The sequence below is a fragment of the Bradyrhizobium sp. SZCCHNR1053 genome (assembly GCF_032381235.1).
In the GTDB taxonomy this organism is placed as follows: domain Bacteria; phylum Pseudomonadota; class Alphaproteobacteria; order Rhizobiales; family Xanthobacteraceae; genus Bradyrhizobium.
This window is the reverse complement of sequence record NZ_JAUHJM010000004.1, coordinates 173,879-190,134: the sequence shown is the minus strand read 5'-3', so window position 1 is coordinate 190,134 and position 16,256 is coordinate 173,879. Positions and strand designations below refer to the sequence as shown.

Below are 16,256 nucleotides of genomic sequence, written 5' to 3'. Positions count from 1 at the left end.
TGACAGGCTCCTTGCTTACGGGCTGACGAAATTGTCGGTGGCGGAGGCGACGACGCCGAGACCGATATCCGTCACGTGGAACTTCACCGGGATGGACTTCGCAGGATTGCTCTCCTCGGGCGCGGTCACCAGGAGGCGCAGCTCCTCGGTCTGGTCGCGGCCGACCACGATCATCGGTCGGTCCGGCGTGACGGAGTCGGCGCCGACGACGTGAACGGTCGAATTGACGGGCCCCTCGATGTCGATGGCGATGACGCGATCGAAGCCGTGCTTATTGAGGACGCGCACCGTATAGGCGTTGCGGATCGAGCCGTCGGACAGCTTGATCGCAATCGGGTTGCGATCGTGCAGCACGTTGACCTCGAGCAGCGACCGGGTCGCGAGCTTGTAGGCCATGGCACCGCCGACCGCGGCGATGATCGCGGCATAGACGATGGTCCGCGGGCGCACGAGCTTGTAGATCGGCGGCTTGCCTTCCTGCCGGCGATGGATGTTGATGTCGTTGTCATAGCCGATCAGCCGCGTCGGGCGGCCGATCTTGGTCATGACGGTATCGCAGGCGTCGATACAGAGGCCGCACTGGATGCAGTCCATCTGGGCGCCGTCGCGGATGTCGATGCCGGTCGGGCACACCGCCACGCATTGCCTGCAATCGATGCAGTCGCCGGCCGGCTGGCCGAGCGCGCGCAATTCGGCGGCCTTCTTGACCGACATGCGGCTCTCGCCGCGGTCGTAGCGGTAGGTGACGTTGAGCGCCCATTCATCGGTCAGTGCCGCCTGGATGCGCGGCCACGGGCACATATACACGCAGACCTGCTCGCGCATGAAACCGGCGAGCGTGTAGGTCGTCGCGGTCAGGATCGCGATCCAGACATAGGCGAGCATCGGCCCCTGGAAGGTGATGAGATCCTTCACGAGCGTCGGCGCATCGCTGAAATACAGCACCCAGGCGCCGCCGGTCCACCACGCGATCATCAGCCAGATCGAATGCTTGAGCACGAGCTCCGAGATCCGCTCCAGCTTCATCGGGTCGCCGGAGGCATCCTTCTTCATGCGCTCGCGGCGGTCGCCCTCGATCAGGCGCTCCACCGCGTAGAACAGGTCGGTCCACACTGTCTGTGGGCACAGATAGCCGCACCAGATGCGGCCGCCGATCGCGTTCATCAGGAACAGGCCGATGGCGGCGATGATCAGGAGGCCGGTGAAGTAATACACCTCCTGCGGCCATAGCTCGATGAAGAAGAAATAGAAGCGGTGGTTCGGGAAGTCGATCAGCACCGCCTGGTCGGGCGCGCCGAAGCCGCGATTCCAGCGCACGAACGGCAGGAAATAATAGACACCGAGACAGAAGCCCATCAGGCCCCATTTGATCCGGCGGAAGGTTCCTGAGACGCTCTGTGGATAGACCTTCTTGTGCGCGGCATAGAGCGGACCGTAATCGTCCACCGGCTGCAGGTCCTGAGGCTTCAGGTCGTCCGGTCTTACCGTCTGGTTCATGGCTGGCGGGTCATGGCTGGGAGTCTTCTCGTAGTTGCGGCCGAAGGTATTCCCACCTCCGGCCGCGCAGTTGATCCAGCTCAATTGAAGGAAAGGTTCCGTTGGATTTCCGCTACTTTCCTCCGCCCAGCGAGTGGACGAAGACGGCCATCGCCTTGATCGTGGTCGGGTCGAGACGGCCCTCCCAGGCCGGCATGACACCGGCGCGACCGTTGGTGATGGTCTCGATCAGGGTCGCCTCGTCGGAACCGTAGAGCCAGATCTTGTCGGTCAGGTTCGGCGCCCCGAGGTCCGGATTGCCCTTGGCGTTGTCGCCATGGCAGGCCGCGCAGTTTTCGGCGAAGACCTTGGCGCCGGCCTTGGCGTCATAACCCGGCCGGGTCGGCAGGCCCGCCAGCTCCCGAACGTAGTTGGCGACCGTGACGATCTCCGCCGGCTTCAGGACACCGTCCTTGCCGAAGGCGAGCATCTGGCCCTCACGCGTCTTCGGGTGACCCGAGCGCACGCCGTACAGCAGGGTCTGCTGGATCTGCTCCAGCGAGCCGCCCCACAGCCAGTCGTCGTCGTTCAGGTTCGGGAAGCCCTTGGCGCCGGCCGCGCCGGTCCCGTGGCAGGCGGCGCAATTGTCGCCGAACACAGTCTTGCCCTTGGCACGCGCCAGGGCCAGCATCGCCGGATCCTTCTCGATGTCGGCGAGCGAGGCGGTCGCGAGCGCCGCCATCTTGGCGCCGCGGATCTTCTCGAGATTGGCAAGCTCGACCGCCACGTCCGCACGGGACGAGTAGCCGAACAGGCCCTGAGTGTTGCTGGAGATGGTCGGCCAGGCCGGATACACGATCCAGTAGCCGATCGCCCAGACGATGGTGATGTAGAAGGTGATCACCCACCACCGCGGCAGCGGGGTGTTGAGCTCCTTGATGCCGTCCCAGGCGTGGCCGGTGGTGGGGGTGCCGGAGACACTGTCGACTTCGGTATGGTCAGCCATGATGAATTAATCCTCCCGCAACGGCATGCTCGCCGCCTCGTCGAAAGCGGCCTTGTTGCGAGGCCAGAGGGCATAGGTCACGATCGCGATGAAGATCGCGACGAAGATCGGGGTCCACAGCGTCGTCACGAGTGACGACGCGATGTTTTCGACTGCAATGATGGGCTTCATGATGTTCGCCTCTGATCTCAGCGCAGATTGGCTTTTTCGTTGTAGATCTTGAAGTCGACCAAGGTGCCGAGCATTTGCAGGTACGCTACCAGCGCATCCATCTCGGTCGGCGCACCCGCCTTGCCGTCGAAGTTGCGCACCACCGCCTTCGGATAGCGTTTGGTGAGCGCCTCGGCACCGGCACCGTCCGGATCGACCTGCGCCTTGAGGTCGGTGGCGGCGTTGGCGATCTGGTCGTCGGTGTAGGGCACACCCACCGCCCGCAGCGTCTTCAGGTGATCGGCGACGTTGTCGGCATTCAGCTCGGTCTCCTTCAGGAAGGGATAGCCGGGCATGATCGATTGCGGGACGATGGCGCGCGGGTTGGTCAGGTGGGTGACATGCCAGTCGTCGGAGTACTTGTTGCCGACGCGGGCGAGGTCAGGACCCGTACGCTTGGAGCCCCACTGGAACGGATGGTCGTACATGCTCTCCGCGGCGAGCGAGAAGTGGCCGTAGCGTTCCACTTCGTCGCGCAGCGGACGAACCATCTGCGAATGGCAGAGATAGCAGCCCTCGCGGACGTAGATGTTGCGGCCGGCCAGCTCGAGCGGCGTATAGGGACGCACGCCGTCGACCGCCTCGATCGTGCTCTTCAGGTAGAAGAGCGGAGTGATCTCGACGAGGCCGCCGATCGCGATCACCAGCAGGATGCCGATGACCAGGATGATCGAGTTCTTCTCGAAGACTTGGTGTCGTTGCCAGAAAGACATGGTTGATACCTCACTCCGCCGGCTGAAGGGCGACGGGCGACTGAACTTCTTCCTCACCGACACGGACCGTCATCCAGAGATTGTAGGCCATGATGAGTGAGCCGATCAGGAACAGTGCGCCACCAGCGGCACGGATGATGTAGAAGGGGTGCATCGCCTCGACGGTCTCGATGAACGAGTATTCGAGGAAGCCGAGCGCCGTGTAGGACCGCCACATCAGACCCTGCAGGATGCCCGAGACCCACATCGCGGAGATGTAGAGCACGATGCCCAGCGTGGCCGTCCAGAAGTGCCAGTTCACGAGCTTGAGGCTATAGAGACCCTTGCGGTTCCAGATCCACGGCACCAGGCAGTACAGCGCGCCGAAGGAGACGAAGCCGACCCAGCCGAGCGCACCGGAGTGCACGTGACCGATGGTCCAGTCGGTGTAATGGCTGAGCGAGTTGACCACCTTGATCGACATCATCGGACCTTCGAAGGTCGACATGCCGTAGAAGGCGACCGAGACGACCAGCATGCGCAGCACGGGGTCCGTCCGCAGCTTGTCCCACGCTCCCGACAGGGTCATCAGGCCGTTGATCATGCCGCCCCAGGAGGGCATCCACAGCATGATCGAGAAGGTCATGCCCAGGGTCTGCGTCCAGTCCGGCAGCGCCGTATAGTGCAGATGGTGCGGGCCGGCCCAGATGTAGAGGAAGATCAACGCCCAGAAGTGGATGATCGACAGCCGGTAGGAATAGACCGGCCGTTCCGCCCGCTTCGGGATGAAGTAGTACATGATGGCGAGGAAGCCGGCGGTCAGGAAGAAGCCGACCGCGTTGTGGCCATACCACCACTGGAACATCGCATCCTGCACGCCACCCCAGGCGATGTAGGACTTGGAGCCGAACAGCGACACCGGAAGCGCCGGGTTGTTGCCGAGGTGCAGAACCGCGATCGTGACGATGAAGGCAAGATAGAACCAGTTCGCCACGAAGATGTGCGGCTCCTTGCGCTTGATGATCGTCGTCAGGAAGACCAGCAGGTAGACCACCCAGACGATCGTCAGCCAAAGATCCGAGTACCATTCGGGCTCGGCGTACTCCTTGCCCTCGGTGACACCGAGCAGATAGCCTGTGCCCGCGATCAGGATGAAGAAGTTGTAGCCGATCACCACGAACCAGGGCGCAAGATCGCCGGCGAGGCGCACGCGGCAGGTCCGCTGCACGACGTAGAATGACGTCGCCAGCAGCACGTTGCCGCCGAAGGCGAAGATCACCGCCGAGGTATGCAGCGGCCGCAGGCGGCCGAAGCTGGTCCACGGCAGGTCGAAGTTCAGCGCGGGCCAGGCCAGTTGCGAGGCGATGATGAGGCCGACCGTGAAGCCGGCGATGCCCCAGAACATCGACATGAACGAGGCGAACTTGATCGGACCGAGATTGTAGTTCGGCCGACCATTGATCTCCTGCGGAGGCAACTCGCCGCGCTCGAAGTAGCGGTTGAGGATGAAGAAGACGGACGCCGCGCTGGCGGCAGCCGCGAGCGAGGCGTGGAACGCGAAGGCCGTATCCAGTGCCTTCGCCGCAGCGAAGACGCACAGGAAGGCGGTGACGGCAAAAGTGAGCGACAAGCCACTTTCGCCGATGGTCATGGATTTTGTGGATGAGGACGCGCTCATGCGGAATCTCGCTGAAAGAACACGAGCCCAGCAACCACAATCGTTCACACGTGGAATTGATCGAAATCAACTTTGCGACCGGTTCGCCGGTAAACAGGCGGAGTGTTGCACGACGACGCGGTTTCGGTCGCAGACACGGCGACGGCCGGCATGCAGCGATGCATGCCGGCCGTCATTAGACGTTCGTAGCAGGCTTCGGACTCAGCGCGCCGCGCTCAATCCTTGGCGGCAGCCGCCAGCGCTCGCACGATGTCCTCGCGGGCGACGATCCCGACCACGCGGTTGTCGGCATCGGTCACGGGAAGGCTGCGGATGCGATGCTCGACCATCAGCTGCAGCACGCGCGTCAGCTTCGTATCCGGCCTGACGTAGATGAACTCGGACGTCATCACGTCGGCGACCGTCCGGTTCATCAGGTCGCTGTAGCGCGGCAGCATCTGATTCGGCGTGAAGGCAAAGCATTTCAGCACGTCGAACTTGGTGACGATGCCGATCACCTCGTCGTTCTCGACGACGGGGTAGGTGTTGAAATCGTCGCGGTCGAACATCTCGCCGAGCTCGCGGATCGTCGTCTCCCGGCTCACGGTCGTGACGTTGCGCGTCATGTAGTTGCCGGCGGTTTCCTCGAGAAATCTGTACAAGGCGGCAATCCTGTTCTCGGATGGAGCGGGTCGAATTTCAGTGCGACAGCAGAACGCAACGCTCACTGCGCGTCATCAGATGCTCGGTAACCCCGCCGAGCACGAGCTCGCGGAACCGGGAATGGCCATAGGCGCCGGCCACCACGAGGCCTGCCGAAAGATCGGCGGCGACGGCGTCGAGCGTGGCCACAACGTTCCGTCCCTGCCCCGGCTCCGCGACGCGCGCCGATGCGACGATCTTGTGACGGCCGAGCCATGCGACCACGTCCGAAAGACGCGCTGCGCAGGCGTCATATTCCGTGGCGGTCTCCAGGATCTCGACGACCACGACGCCACTCGCCTTGGCGAGCAGCGGCAGGGCATCGGTCAGGGCCCGGCGCGCCTCCGATGTCTCCTTCCAGGCCACCAGCACGGTCCCAAGATCGAGCGAACTGGCGTTGTCCGGCACCACGAGCAGCGGGCGCCCGGCCTGCATGACGAGATCCTTGGGATTGGCGACCGCGAACGCATCGGACATCCCGGGCGGCACGCTGCCGGTGACGAGAATGTCGGCGGCACGGGCCTGCGCCAGCACATGGCGCGCGGGAAAATCTACAGCGCCGCGCCAGCTCAACGACGCAGCCCGGTCACCAACGGCGGTGCGGAACTGCTGTTCGAGCTCGGCCAGTCGATTCCGCAGCGCGGCCTCGCCCTGCTCGATCAGATCCTGCGCCTGCTCGCCGGTCGTGAAGTAGAGCGGCGGCGCGAATTCCGCAGCCGCCACGCCGATGACACCTGCGTCAAAGCGCGCCGCAAGGTCGGCCGCGACCTGAAGGCGGGCCTCATTCGGCTGACTGAGCGCAAGGCTCACCATCACAGTCGCGAACGTCATCCCGTCTCTCCAAACATTGCTTCCATGCAGCTCTTAGAGGTGAAATCACCTGCCGTGATGAGATAGATCAAGGTGCGGCGGTAAAGCACGGGCGGCAGGACACCGTTGGAACCCGGCCCACGATCGGAGAAAGCCTTGAATTGTCGAACCAAAGTTTAAGTCGGGCCGGGTTGCAGGGGCGCAATCTGGTATAGGATACCGCGGTGGTCGGCCTCCCGGCTGCGGCGATAACGGCGAATCGAACAACGGCGAATCGATCAAAGGCTTCGAATTGCGCGGCTTCACCCAACCCTTCCCGGATGCATTCGCCAGACCCGACGACGCTCGGACGCTGGGCTTCGGCGCGTGGGATCTCGATCTGGCGTCGGGCGAGTTCTACTGGTCGGTGACGACGCGGAAGCTGTTCGGCGTGGCGGCCGACGAGCCGGTGACCTACGGCTCCTTCCTGGCGCTGCTGGCGCCCGAGGATCGCGCGCCGGTTGAGGCGGCGATCGAGGATTCGCGCCGTCAGAGCACCGGGTTCGACATGTCGTTCAAGATGTCCGGCAGCGGCCACTGGATTCGCGTGCTTGCCGGCGTGGTCCCCGACGAGGCCGGCACACCGCACCGTCTGCGCGGCATCGCCCTCGACATCGACCAGGAGAAGCGGCTGGAGGAGACGCTGCGGCTGCGCGAGCAGCATTTCCGCTCGATCCTGGACACCGTGCCGGACGCGATGATCGTGATCGACGGCAGCGGTACGATCCAGTTCTTCAGCTCCGCGGCGGAGCGCATGTTCGGCCTCACCGAGGCGGAGGCGGTCGGCCTCGACGTCAGCGAATTGATGCCCGAGCCGGACCGCTCCCGCCATGCCGGCTACCTCACCCGCTACCACGCCAGCCGCGAGCGCCGTATCATCGGCATCGGCCGTATCGTGACCGGCCGCCGCCGCGACGGCACGACATTCCCGATGCATCTGTCGATCGGCGAGATGCAGTCCGGCGGCAAGCCCTATTTCACCGGCTTCGCCCATGATCTCACCGAGCATCAGCAGACCCAGGCGCGGCTGCGCGAATTGCAGTCGGAGCTGGTCCACGTGTCGCGCCTCAGCGCCATGGGCGAGATGGCCTCGGCGCTGGCGCATGAGCTGAACCAGCCGCTCGCCGCGATCAGCAATTACATGAAAGGCTCGCGCCGGCTGCTGGCCGGCAGCGGCGATCCGAACACGCCCAAGATCGAGAGCGCGATGGACCGCGCCGCCGAGCAGGCGATTCGCGCCGGCCAGATCATCCGCCGTCTGCGCGACTTCGTCTCACGCGGCGAATCGGAGAAGCGGGTCGAGAGCCTGTCGAAGCTGATCGAGGAAGCCGGCGCGCTCGGCCTTTCCGGCGCCCGCGAGCAGAACGTCCAGTTGCGCTTCCAGCTCAATCCGGAGGCCGACCTCGTGCTGGCCGACCGGGTCCAGATCCAGCAGGTCCTGGTCAATCTGTTCCGCAATGCGCTCGAGGCGATGTCTCATTCCGCCCGCCGCGAGCTCAGTGCGACAAATCGCAGACTCGGCGACGACTTGATCGAGGTCTCGGTCTCCGATACCGGAACGGGATTCCACGACGACGTCATGCCCAACCTCTTCAAGACCTTCTTCACCACCAAGGACACTGGAATGGGAGTCGGCCTCTCGATCAGCCGGTCCATCATCGAGGCCCACGGGGGGCGCATGTGGGCCGAGAACAACGAGGCGGGCGGAGCGACGTTCCGCTTCACCCTGCCGGCGGCCTCGACCAGGGTTGAGCACGATGGCTGAACGGGCCAAGGTCTATGTGATCGACGACGACGAGGCGATGCGGGATTCGCTCAACTTCCTGCTCGATTCATCAGGCTTCGACGTCACGCTGTTCGAGAACGCGGAGGTCTTCCTCGGCCGACTGCCGACGCTCCCTTTCGGCTGCGTCGTCTCGGACGTGCGGATGCCCGGCATCGACGGCATCGAGCTGCTCAAGCGCATGAAGGCCGCCGGCAGCAGCTTCCCGATCCTGGTGATGACCGGCCATGGCGACGTGCCGCTCGCGGTCGAGGCGATGAAGCTCGGCGCGGTCGATTTTCTGGAGAAGCCGTTCGAGGACGAGCGATTGGTTGCCATGATCGAAACGGCCATCCAGCAGGCAGAGCCGGCCGCGAAGAACGAATCGGTCACGCAGGATGTCCTGGCACGCGTCGCCAGCCTGAGCCCCCGGGAGCGACAGGTGATGGATGGACTGATGGCCGGGCTCTCCAACAAGCTGATCGCGCGCGAATACGACATCAGTCCGCGCACCATCGAGGTCTACAGGGCCAACGTGATGACCAAGATGGGAGCGAACAGCCTCTCCGAGCTGGTGCGCCTGGCGATGCGCGCAGGCGCGCTGAAGGATTGAGCTAGATCAAGATACCTTGACAGAATCGAGTGTTATGTTGTGCCTCGGTTCAACATCACATTCTCGCGGCACGTGCGATGTCGGCTCACACAAAACTTACGGTCTACGTAGCCGACGACGATGCTGACGTCCTCGGCTCGTTGCGCTTCCTGCTGGAGGCTGACGGCTTCGACGTGCGCACGTTTCGCAGCGGCACCGCGCTGCTCAAGGCCTCCGACCACGCGCCCGTCGACTGCTTCGTGGTCGACTACAAGATGCCGGAGATCAACGGGGTCGAGCTCGCCGAACGGTTGCGTAAGCAGGGCGCCACCGCTCCGGTGGTGCTGATCACCGGCCATTACGATGACAGGCTTGCGGCGCGCGCGGCGGCCGTCGGGATCCAGGATTTCCTGCTCAAGCCGCTGCTCGACGACAATCTGGTGAAGCGGATCCGCAAAGCGATCGCCAACGACCATTCGGGTACCGCACAGCGCGTCTCCTGACCCGGCCGGCCTACGTATATCTACGTAAGGGGCCCCCCTTAAGATATCGCGCGAAATGTCCTTAACGGGAGCCGCCGTGTACCACATCGCCATCCGCCGCAAGGAGATGGTCATGCTCAATCAGTCGATTATCAATTCGGTCGTCAGCACCAACGTTCCCCACACCGTCCCCTCTCCTGCGGCCAATCCCTTTGCCGAGATCACCGGCCACACCGGGCTGATCGCCAGCGAGTTCTCGTACAAGAAGGACGAGGAGATCTATGGCGAGGATGAGCCGGCCGAGTACGTCTACCAGGTGATCTCCGGCGCGGTTCGCAGCTACAAGCTGCTCTCCGACGGCCGCCGCCAGATCGGCGCCTTCCATCTTCCAGGGGACGTTTTCGGCCTCGAATTCGGCTCCATGCACCGTCTCGCCGCCGAAGCCATCATCGACACCACCGTGCGCTTGGTGAAACGCCGCAGCCTCGAACAGGCCGCAGGCGTCGACGTCACGGTCGCCCGCAAGCTCTGGACCATGACGGCCGGCGATCTCCGCCATGCCGAGGACCACATGCTGCTGCTGGGCCGCAAGACCGCGATGGAGCGCGTCGCCACCTTCCTGCTCGAGATGGACCGCCGCCTCGCCGTCGCCGGCATGATGGCGCTGCCGATGTGCCGCCGCGATATCGGCGACTATCTCGGCCTGACCCTGGAGACCGTGTCGCGCGCGCTGTCGCAGTTGCACAGCCAGGGCGTTCTCGGCTTCTCCGGTGCCCGCCAGATCGTGCTGCGCAACCGCCAGCGCCTGCGCAGCATGGACGCCTGAGGCGACCTGCCCGTTCACGCCCTGCGCCGGCGGTGCCCGGTCTCGGGCATCAGCAACGCGATCAGAAGAAGACCTGTCAGCGCCACGCCCGACAGACCCATGAAGGCGGTGGCGCTGCCGTAGCGGTCGCTGGCGAAGCCGGCGACGACGGTGGACAGCGATCCGCCGATCCCCGACGCCGTCCCGACAATTCCCTGCGCCAGATTGAAGTGCCCGCTGCCGAAGGCGACGTCGGCCACCGTGAGTGGAATCATCACGGCGAAGACGGCCGCGGTGACGCCGTCGAAGATCTGCACCGCCACCAGCACGTAGGGATCGTGCACGACCGCGAACAGCGCGCCGCGCATCGCGAGCGCGGCAAACCCCAGCATCAGCAGCGGCCTGCGGCCCCATTGCTGCGCCACCGCGCCGACCGAGGGCGAGGTCAGCGCCACGATCGCCTGCGGCACCACGATGCAGAACGCGATCAGCATCGGCGCCCATTCGCTCGATTTCGTCGTCACCACGCCGGCCATCAGCGGCAGCATCGCCGCATTGGCGAGTTGCAGCAGGAACACGCCGAGCGCGAAGACGAGCAGCGCGCGCAGACGCAACAGGCCGAGCAGATTCGACAGCCGCGCGACCTCCTTGTCCTCGTGATCGGCCCGGCCGTGCGCCCGCGCGACGTCGATCTCGCGCTCGCGGATTCGCGACAACGCGATCAGCGTCGGAAAGGCGAGAATGAAGGTGACCAAGAACACGGCGCGGCTGGACAGCAGATAGCCGCAGGTGCCCATCACGGCCGCGGCCACGCCATTGCCGAGCGACGCGAACCGCGCATTGCGGCCGAGCCGCTCCGCCATGCCGCGCGGCCCGACCAGGCCGAGGCTGATCGCCGCGATCGCGGGTCCCAGCACGCAGCTCGCCGCCGCATGCAACGTTGCGGCAGCCGCGACCACGGGAAAGATCGGCCAAGCCGCATAGGCCAGCGCGCAGCCGCCGATGGCCGCGATGGCAAGGCCGGCGACGCGGCGCTCGGATCTGGCCGCATCGATGATCGCGCCGCCCGGCATCTGCCCGATCAGCCCGACGATGCCGCCGATCGACAGCACCAGGCCGATCTGCGCCTGCGTCCATTTCTGCGTCGTCAGATAGACCGCGATGAAGGGACCGAAGCCGGTCTGCACGTCGGCCAGGAAGAAGATGAACCAGTCCAGCCCGCGCAGGCTCTGCCGCGACGGCGCTGGTCTTGAAGTCTGGCCATGATCCTCCCCGGCATCCGGACGCACGCCCGCCTCTGCCGCGCCGTCAGGCTCGGGCTCCCGGTCAGGCGATCTCGACGGCCGTGCAATCGGCATGGCTCTCACATCTCAACTCATCTCAACTCATGAGGCTGACGGGACAGAACATCCCCACCGTGTTCCGCTGCACGCGCAGGCCGGACCGGCAATCTCACGCTTCAACTCAATGATCGAAATCCCAGGGTGACAGCTTGCCGGACGCGCCGAGCACGACGACGGGCTTGTCCTCCTTGTATTCGGGCGCGGCCTTCACCTGCTCCTTGGTAAGGTCGAGCGTGACCTGGTCGCTCTTCTCGGCGATGTGCTTGAAATCGAGCGCGGTCCAGTCGACCACGATCTTGCGGCTGCCGACGCCGAGGAAGCCGCCGAAATCGATCACCGCGGCGCGCACCGTGCCGGTGAGATCGACGATGACGTCGACGATGTGGCCCATGTCCTCGCCGGTCGAGCTGCGCACGTCGCGACCGAGCACGCCATGCGCATCGCGCGCGCCGAGGATCGTGACCGAAGGGGGTGGTGCCGGCTCTTTCGCGGGCGCCGCCACATCCTTGGCGGGCGGTGTCGGCGACGGCTGCTGCGCATGCCCATGAGTCGCATGCAGACCGATCAGCAGCGGCAGCATGAGGAGGCAGCTGCGAGCAGCTCGGCGGAGGGCGTGTTTCAGCGTCATCATTGCGCCAGCACCAGCGAGACCTGGATCTGACCGCGCCGCCGCAGCACCTCCATGGAGATGTCCTCGCCATGGCGGCGAATCCGCAGGTCGATCGTCGAGTTGCCGAGCCTGAGATCGCGCAGCACCACCCAGTCCAGGAACGCCGGCAGCCGCGGATTGCGCAGGCGGATCTCGCCGCGCGCGGCGTCGAACTCAAGCCCGAGCGCCGCCTCGAGCAAGGTGAACGGCGTCGCACTCGCCCAGGCCTGCGGCGCGCAGGCCACCGGATAGAGCGTCGGGCCCCGATGCTTCTCGCGCCGGAAGCCGCAGAACAGCTCCGGCAGCCGGCGCAGATCCATGTAGGACGCTGCTTCGAACAGGCCGCCGAACACCTGCTCGACCGCATGCTTCAGGCCATAACGCGACAGGCCGAGCGCAATCAGCGCATTGTCGTGCGGCCAGATCGATCCGTCGTGATAGGACATCGGATTGTAGCGCGGCTCGCCGCAGGCGACGGTGCGGATGCCCCAGCCCGAGAAGAAATGCGGCCGCAGCAGTTCGGCGGCAAGCTTGCGGGCGCGATCCTCGCGCACCATGCCGCTGAACAGCAGCTGCCCAGCGTTGGACGTCCGGACGCGGCAGGGCTGCTTGTGGCCGTCGAGCGCGAGCGCATAGGTGTTCAGATCCTCGCACCAGAAGGCGTCCTCGAACCGTTCCGCGAGATCAGCGGCCTCGGCCTGGAGCCGGTCCGCCATCTCGGCCTTGCCGAGCCGACGGGCGCAACGCGCCGCCAGCTGCTTGCCGGCAAACACATAGCCCTGCACCTCCGCAAGCGCGATGTAACCCTCCGCGAGACGTCCATCGGCATGGAACACCGCGTCGTAGGAGTCCTTCCAGCCCTGATTGGCGAGACCCTGCTCGGAGGCGCGCTGATATTCCACGAAGCCATCGCGATCGGGATCGCCGGGGCCGTCGATCCAGCGCAACGCCAGCTCGATCGCCGGCCATAGCTCCCTCAGGGTGTCGATGTCGCCGGTGCGCTCGATATAGAGCCCGGCGAGCAGCACGAACAGCGGCGTGGAATCGACGCTGCCATAATAGCAGCCGAACGGCACCTCACGCAGCGCCGCCATCTCGCCGCCGCGCATCTCGTGCAGGATCTTGCCGGGCTCGGCATCGGACAGCGGATCGGTCGTGCGCGCCTGATGCACGGCGAGCCGGCGCAGGACGCCGCGGGCAATGCGCGGATCGACCCACAGCATCTGCAGCGCGGTGATCAGCCCGTCGCGACCGAATGTCGTCGAATACCAGGGAATGCCGGCATAGGGATAACGCCCCTCCGGCGTATCCGTCATCAGGATGTTCAGATCGGCCGCTGCCTGGCACAGCACCTCGTTGAGGATGTCGTTGGAGGTCTCGATGCTGGCGGCGCCTACGGTGCATCGGCGCATCTCTCGGCGATGGGCGAGCAGGCTGCGGAAGAAGCGCCGGGGCCGCTCGCCGGCCTTGGCGTTGCACATCACGGCCACGAACAGCGAGGCCGATTCCTGCGGGGCAAGATCGAAATGATAGGTTGCGGCATTGACGGTGAGATGCGTCGGACGCGGATCGAAGCTCACGTCGGTGGTGCGCAGGACGTTGTCCAGGCCGCGATAGCGCAGGACGACCTCGGACGGGTCCACCAGCCGGCTCGAGCCGATGCCGCGCCGCGGCCGCACGGTGCCTCGCACCTCGAAAAGGTCGGCAAAGTCATTGTCGAATGTCAGCTTGAGATCGAAGCTGGCATGGCGATCGCCATGGTTCTGCAGCCCGATGCGCTGATAGGCCGTGCCATGCCACAGAAAGATCGTGCGCACGATGTGCAGCATATCCTTCGGCAGCACCAGGCGGCCCTGGCTGTAGATGTCGGGATTGGTGAGATCGACGGTCAGCGCGGAGTTGTCGTCGCGCAGGCTCGAGCCGAGCAGCAGGGGCTGAACGTCGTCCAGCGTCAATTCGAGCCGCGCGAGATAGCGCGTATCAGCGTTGAAGAGACCGTCCGGTCCGCCGGCCGAGGCGCCGATGTCGCCGTGGCCGTCGAGGACGATGAACGTATCGTCGTGCTTGAGCGAGCGCCGCGGCCGGGACGCCGGCCCCGTCATGGGAATATAGAACGGCTGCTCCGCGGGCTCGTCCGTCTGGGTGATCGACGACAGTGTGCTTGCGACTTCGGCGGACATGTTGGCCTCATGCGATGTTGAAGTGCCCAGACAACCGAGAGTGCACGTTCTCGACGCGACCCGACGCTACGATCAGGCGGCGAACTTGGCGAGCCGGTTCATCTCCTGGGTCACGAGATCCCGATACGGGCCCTCGTCCTGCATCAGCCGGTCGGGTGCGCCGTCCTCGATGATCCTGCCCGATTTCAGCACCACCACGCGGTCAAAATTCCGCAAGGTCGCGAGCCGATGCGCGATCGCGATGACGGTGCGGCCGCGCATCAGCCGACTCAACGCCTCGCGGATGGCCTCCTCGGACTCGCTGTCGAGCGCAGCCGTGGCTTCGTCGAGCAGCAGGATCGGCGCGTCCTTGAGGAACGCCCGCGCGATCGCGATGCGCTGGCGCTGCCCGCCCGACAGCTTGACGCCGCGATCCCCGACCATCGTCTGCAGTCCTTCCGGCAGTGTCTCGACGAAGTCGCAGCGCGCCGCGATCGCCGCCCGCAACACCTCGTCGTCGGTCGCACTCGGACGTCCGTAGCGAATGTTCTCCAGAATGGAGCGATGGAACAGCGAGATGTCCTGCGGAACCACCGAGATCGCCTCACGCAGGCTCTGCTGGGTGACCTTGGCGATGTCCTGACCATCGATCCTGATGTGCCCGGCTTGCGGATCATAGAACCGTTGCAGCAGCGTGAACAGGCTCGACTTGCCGCCGCCGGACTGTCCGACCAGGCCCACGCGCTGGCCCGGCTGCAGCCGCAGCGTGAAATTGTCGAACAGCTTGTGGCCGCCTGGATAGTGGAAGGTGATGTTGTCGAAGGCGATGGCCGCACCGCTCTTGACCAGCGGCTCGGCCTCGGGGTGATCGCGCAGCTCGTGCGGCTGCAGCAGGGTCGCGATCGCCTCGCTCATGCGCGCCACGTGCTGGGTGACGTCGACCAGCGCCACCGCCAGATCGCGCGTCGCGTTGAGAATGCAGAGGCCGAGCGTGCAGACCAGCACGACGTCGCCCGTCGTCGCCCCGCCCCGCTGCCACAGCGAGATCGCCCAAGCCATCAGCGCGACCGTCAGCACGATCGTGACCGTCGCGTGCAGAATGCGCAGCTTCTCGAGGTAGCGAAGACTGCGCCCGCGCGCCTCCAGCTCCCTGTCGACCGTCGCATCGAATCGGTCATGCTCGTGGCGCAGGCCGCAGAACGCGCGCACCAGCGGCATGTTCGAGATCACGTCGACCATCTCGCCGTCGACCATGGCCGCCTTGTCGGCGAAATCGTCATGCAGCGGCTTGCCGGCTGCCGCCAGACGGAACATCGCCGCCACCATCATCGCCGCGATCAGCAGCAGGCCGATGGCCATCGGGCCGCTCACGGTTCCGATCAGACAGATCGCCGCGACGGTGGCGAGGCATGGCGGCAAGACGTTCCAGACGAACATGTTCTCGACGGTGAACACGGCGTTCGACGTCGCCGTGATGCGGCTCGACAACATGCCGGGCAAACGGTCGCCGAAATAGCTCGGCGAATGCCCGGTGAGATGACGGAAGATGTCGCGCCGGAGATCTCCGGTGACACGGACGAAGGTGAAGCTCGCGATCCAGCTGGCGACGCGCCACAGAATGTTGTCGGTCGCGATCAGCGCCATCAGCAGCACGAACGCGGCCCAGACGTTGCCGCCCCCCGCAGGCCCGGCGGAGAGGTTGTCGACGAGGGATTTCACGCCATATTGCGTGCCTACCGAACAGGCAACCGCACCGATGACGGCCATCAGGATCACGAGATGGGCGGTGGGACGCTTGCGCAGATAGCGCATCACGAAGGGAAAGGGTCGGTGCGCGTAGCCTGAAAGCTGATCCATGGTCTTCCCCTTGAT

The 16,256-nt window shown here is 65.1% G+C and carries 15 protein-coding genes; 4 read left to right on the top strand and 11 right to left on the bottom strand.

The genetic code is table 11. The annotated features are described in order from the left end of the window. Positions 1–15: 15 nt before the first annotated feature. The 7 genes from ccoG to QX051_RS12920 all read right to left on the bottom strand — a co-directional run bounded on the left by ccoG (position 16) and on the right by QX051_RS12920 (position 6,574). Positions 16–1,497, bottom strand: a complete 1,482-nt coding sequence (gene ccoG / locus QX051_RS12950) for a cytochrome c oxidase accessory protein CcoG (RefSeq protein ID WP_315776383.1) — start codon at positions 1,495–1,497, stop codon at positions 16–18. 112 nt (positions 1,498–1,609) lie between these two features. Next, positions 1,610–2,482 carry a cytochrome-c oxidase, cbb3-type subunit III gene (ccoP, locus tag QX051_RS12945; RefSeq protein WP_315776382.1) on the bottom strand — a complete coding sequence of 291 codons (873 nt, stop codon included), beginning with the start codon at positions 2,480–2,482 and terminating at the stop codon, positions 1,610–1,612. A 6-nt stretch (positions 2,483–2,488) separates the two neighbouring features. Beyond that, positions 2,489–2,653, bottom strand: coding sequence for a cbb3-type cytochrome c oxidase subunit 3 (locus QX051_RS12940; RefSeq protein ID WP_315715702.1), 165 nt, complete (start codon positions 2,651–2,653; stop codon positions 2,489–2,491). Positions 2,654–2,670: 17 nt separating this feature from the next. Continuing rightward, a complete protein-coding gene (gene ccoO / locus QX051_RS12935; RefSeq protein ID WP_315737149.1) occupies positions 2,671–3,405 on the bottom strand; it encodes a cytochrome-c oxidase, cbb3-type subunit II in 735 nt (244 codons plus the stop codon). A gap of 10 nt (positions 3,406–3,415) precedes the next feature. Then, positions 3,416–5,062, bottom strand: a complete 1,647-nt coding sequence (gene ccoN / locus QX051_RS12930; RefSeq protein WP_315737148.1) for a cytochrome-c oxidase, cbb3-type subunit I — start codon at positions 5,060–5,062, stop codon at positions 3,416–3,418. A 215-nt stretch (positions 5,063–5,277) separates the two neighbouring features. Next, positions 5,278–5,703, bottom strand: a complete 426-nt coding sequence (locus tag QX051_RS12925; RefSeq protein ID WP_315737147.1) for an HPP family protein — start codon at positions 5,701–5,703, stop codon at positions 5,278–5,280. A gap of 37 nt (positions 5,704–5,740) precedes the next feature. Beyond that, complete coding sequence (locus tag QX051_RS12920; protein WP_315776381.1) at positions 5,741–6,574, bottom strand: universal stress protein; 834 nt, start codon at positions 6,572–6,574, stop codon at positions 5,741–5,743. A gap of 271 nt (positions 6,575–6,845) precedes the next feature. Here QX051_RS12920 and fixL point away from each other — a divergent pair, with 271 nt between their 5' ends. The 4 genes from fixL to QX051_RS12900 all read left to right on the top strand — a co-directional run bounded on the left by fixL (position 6,846) and on the right by QX051_RS12900 (position 10,254). Then, entirely contained in the window at positions 6,846–8,357 is a 1,512-nt protein-coding gene (gene fixL / locus QX051_RS12915) for a sensor protein FixL (protein WP_409998092.1), read from the top strand. Next, positions 8,350–8,967, top strand: coding sequence for a response regulator FixJ (gene fixJ, locus QX051_RS12910; RefSeq protein ID WP_315772439.1), 618 nt, complete (start codon positions 8,350–8,352; stop codon positions 8,965–8,967). The genes fixL and fixJ overlap by 8 nt, the downstream gene beginning before the upstream one ends. A 77-nt stretch (positions 8,968–9,044) precedes the next feature. Further along, on the top strand, positions 9,045–9,449 hold the full coding sequence (locus QX051_RS12905) for a response regulator (RefSeq protein ID WP_315737144.1): 405 nt from the start codon (positions 9,045–9,047) through the stop codon (positions 9,447–9,449). A gap of 112 nt (positions 9,450–9,561) precedes the next feature. Further along, on the top strand, positions 9,562–10,254 hold the full coding sequence (locus tag QX051_RS12900; protein ID WP_315737706.1) for a helix-turn-helix domain-containing protein: 693 nt from the start codon (positions 9,562–9,564) through the stop codon (positions 10,252–10,254). Between the two features lie 14 nt (positions 10,255–10,268). On the opposite strand, the gene QX051_RS12895 is transcribed toward QX051_RS12900, so the two are convergent. From QX051_RS12895 to QX051_RS12880, 4 genes are all read right to left on the bottom strand, one after another. Next, complete coding sequence (locus QX051_RS12895) at positions 10,269–11,591, bottom strand: MFS transporter (protein ID WP_315776380.1); 1,323 nt, start codon at positions 11,589–11,591, stop codon at positions 10,269–10,271. A gap of 106 nt (positions 11,592–11,697) precedes the next feature. Continuing rightward, a complete protein-coding gene (locus tag QX051_RS12890; protein WP_315776379.1) occupies positions 11,698–12,156 on the bottom strand; it encodes a PRC-barrel domain-containing protein in 459 nt (152 codons plus the stop codon). Positions 12,157–12,203: 47 nt separating this feature from the next. Continuing rightward, the gene (locus QX051_RS12885; RefSeq protein WP_315776378.1) at positions 12,204–14,405 is read right to left on the bottom strand and encodes an amylo-alpha-1,6-glucosidase; all 2,202 of its coding nucleotides are present in this window, start codon (positions 14,403–14,405) and stop codon (positions 12,204–12,206) included. A gap of 72 nt (positions 14,406–14,477) precedes the next feature. Continuing rightward, positions 14,478–16,241, bottom strand: a complete 1,764-nt coding sequence (locus QX051_RS12880) for an ABC transporter ATP-binding protein (RefSeq protein WP_315776377.1) — start codon at positions 16,239–16,241, stop codon at positions 14,478–14,480. Between the last annotated feature and the right edge of the window lie 15 nt (positions 16,242–16,256).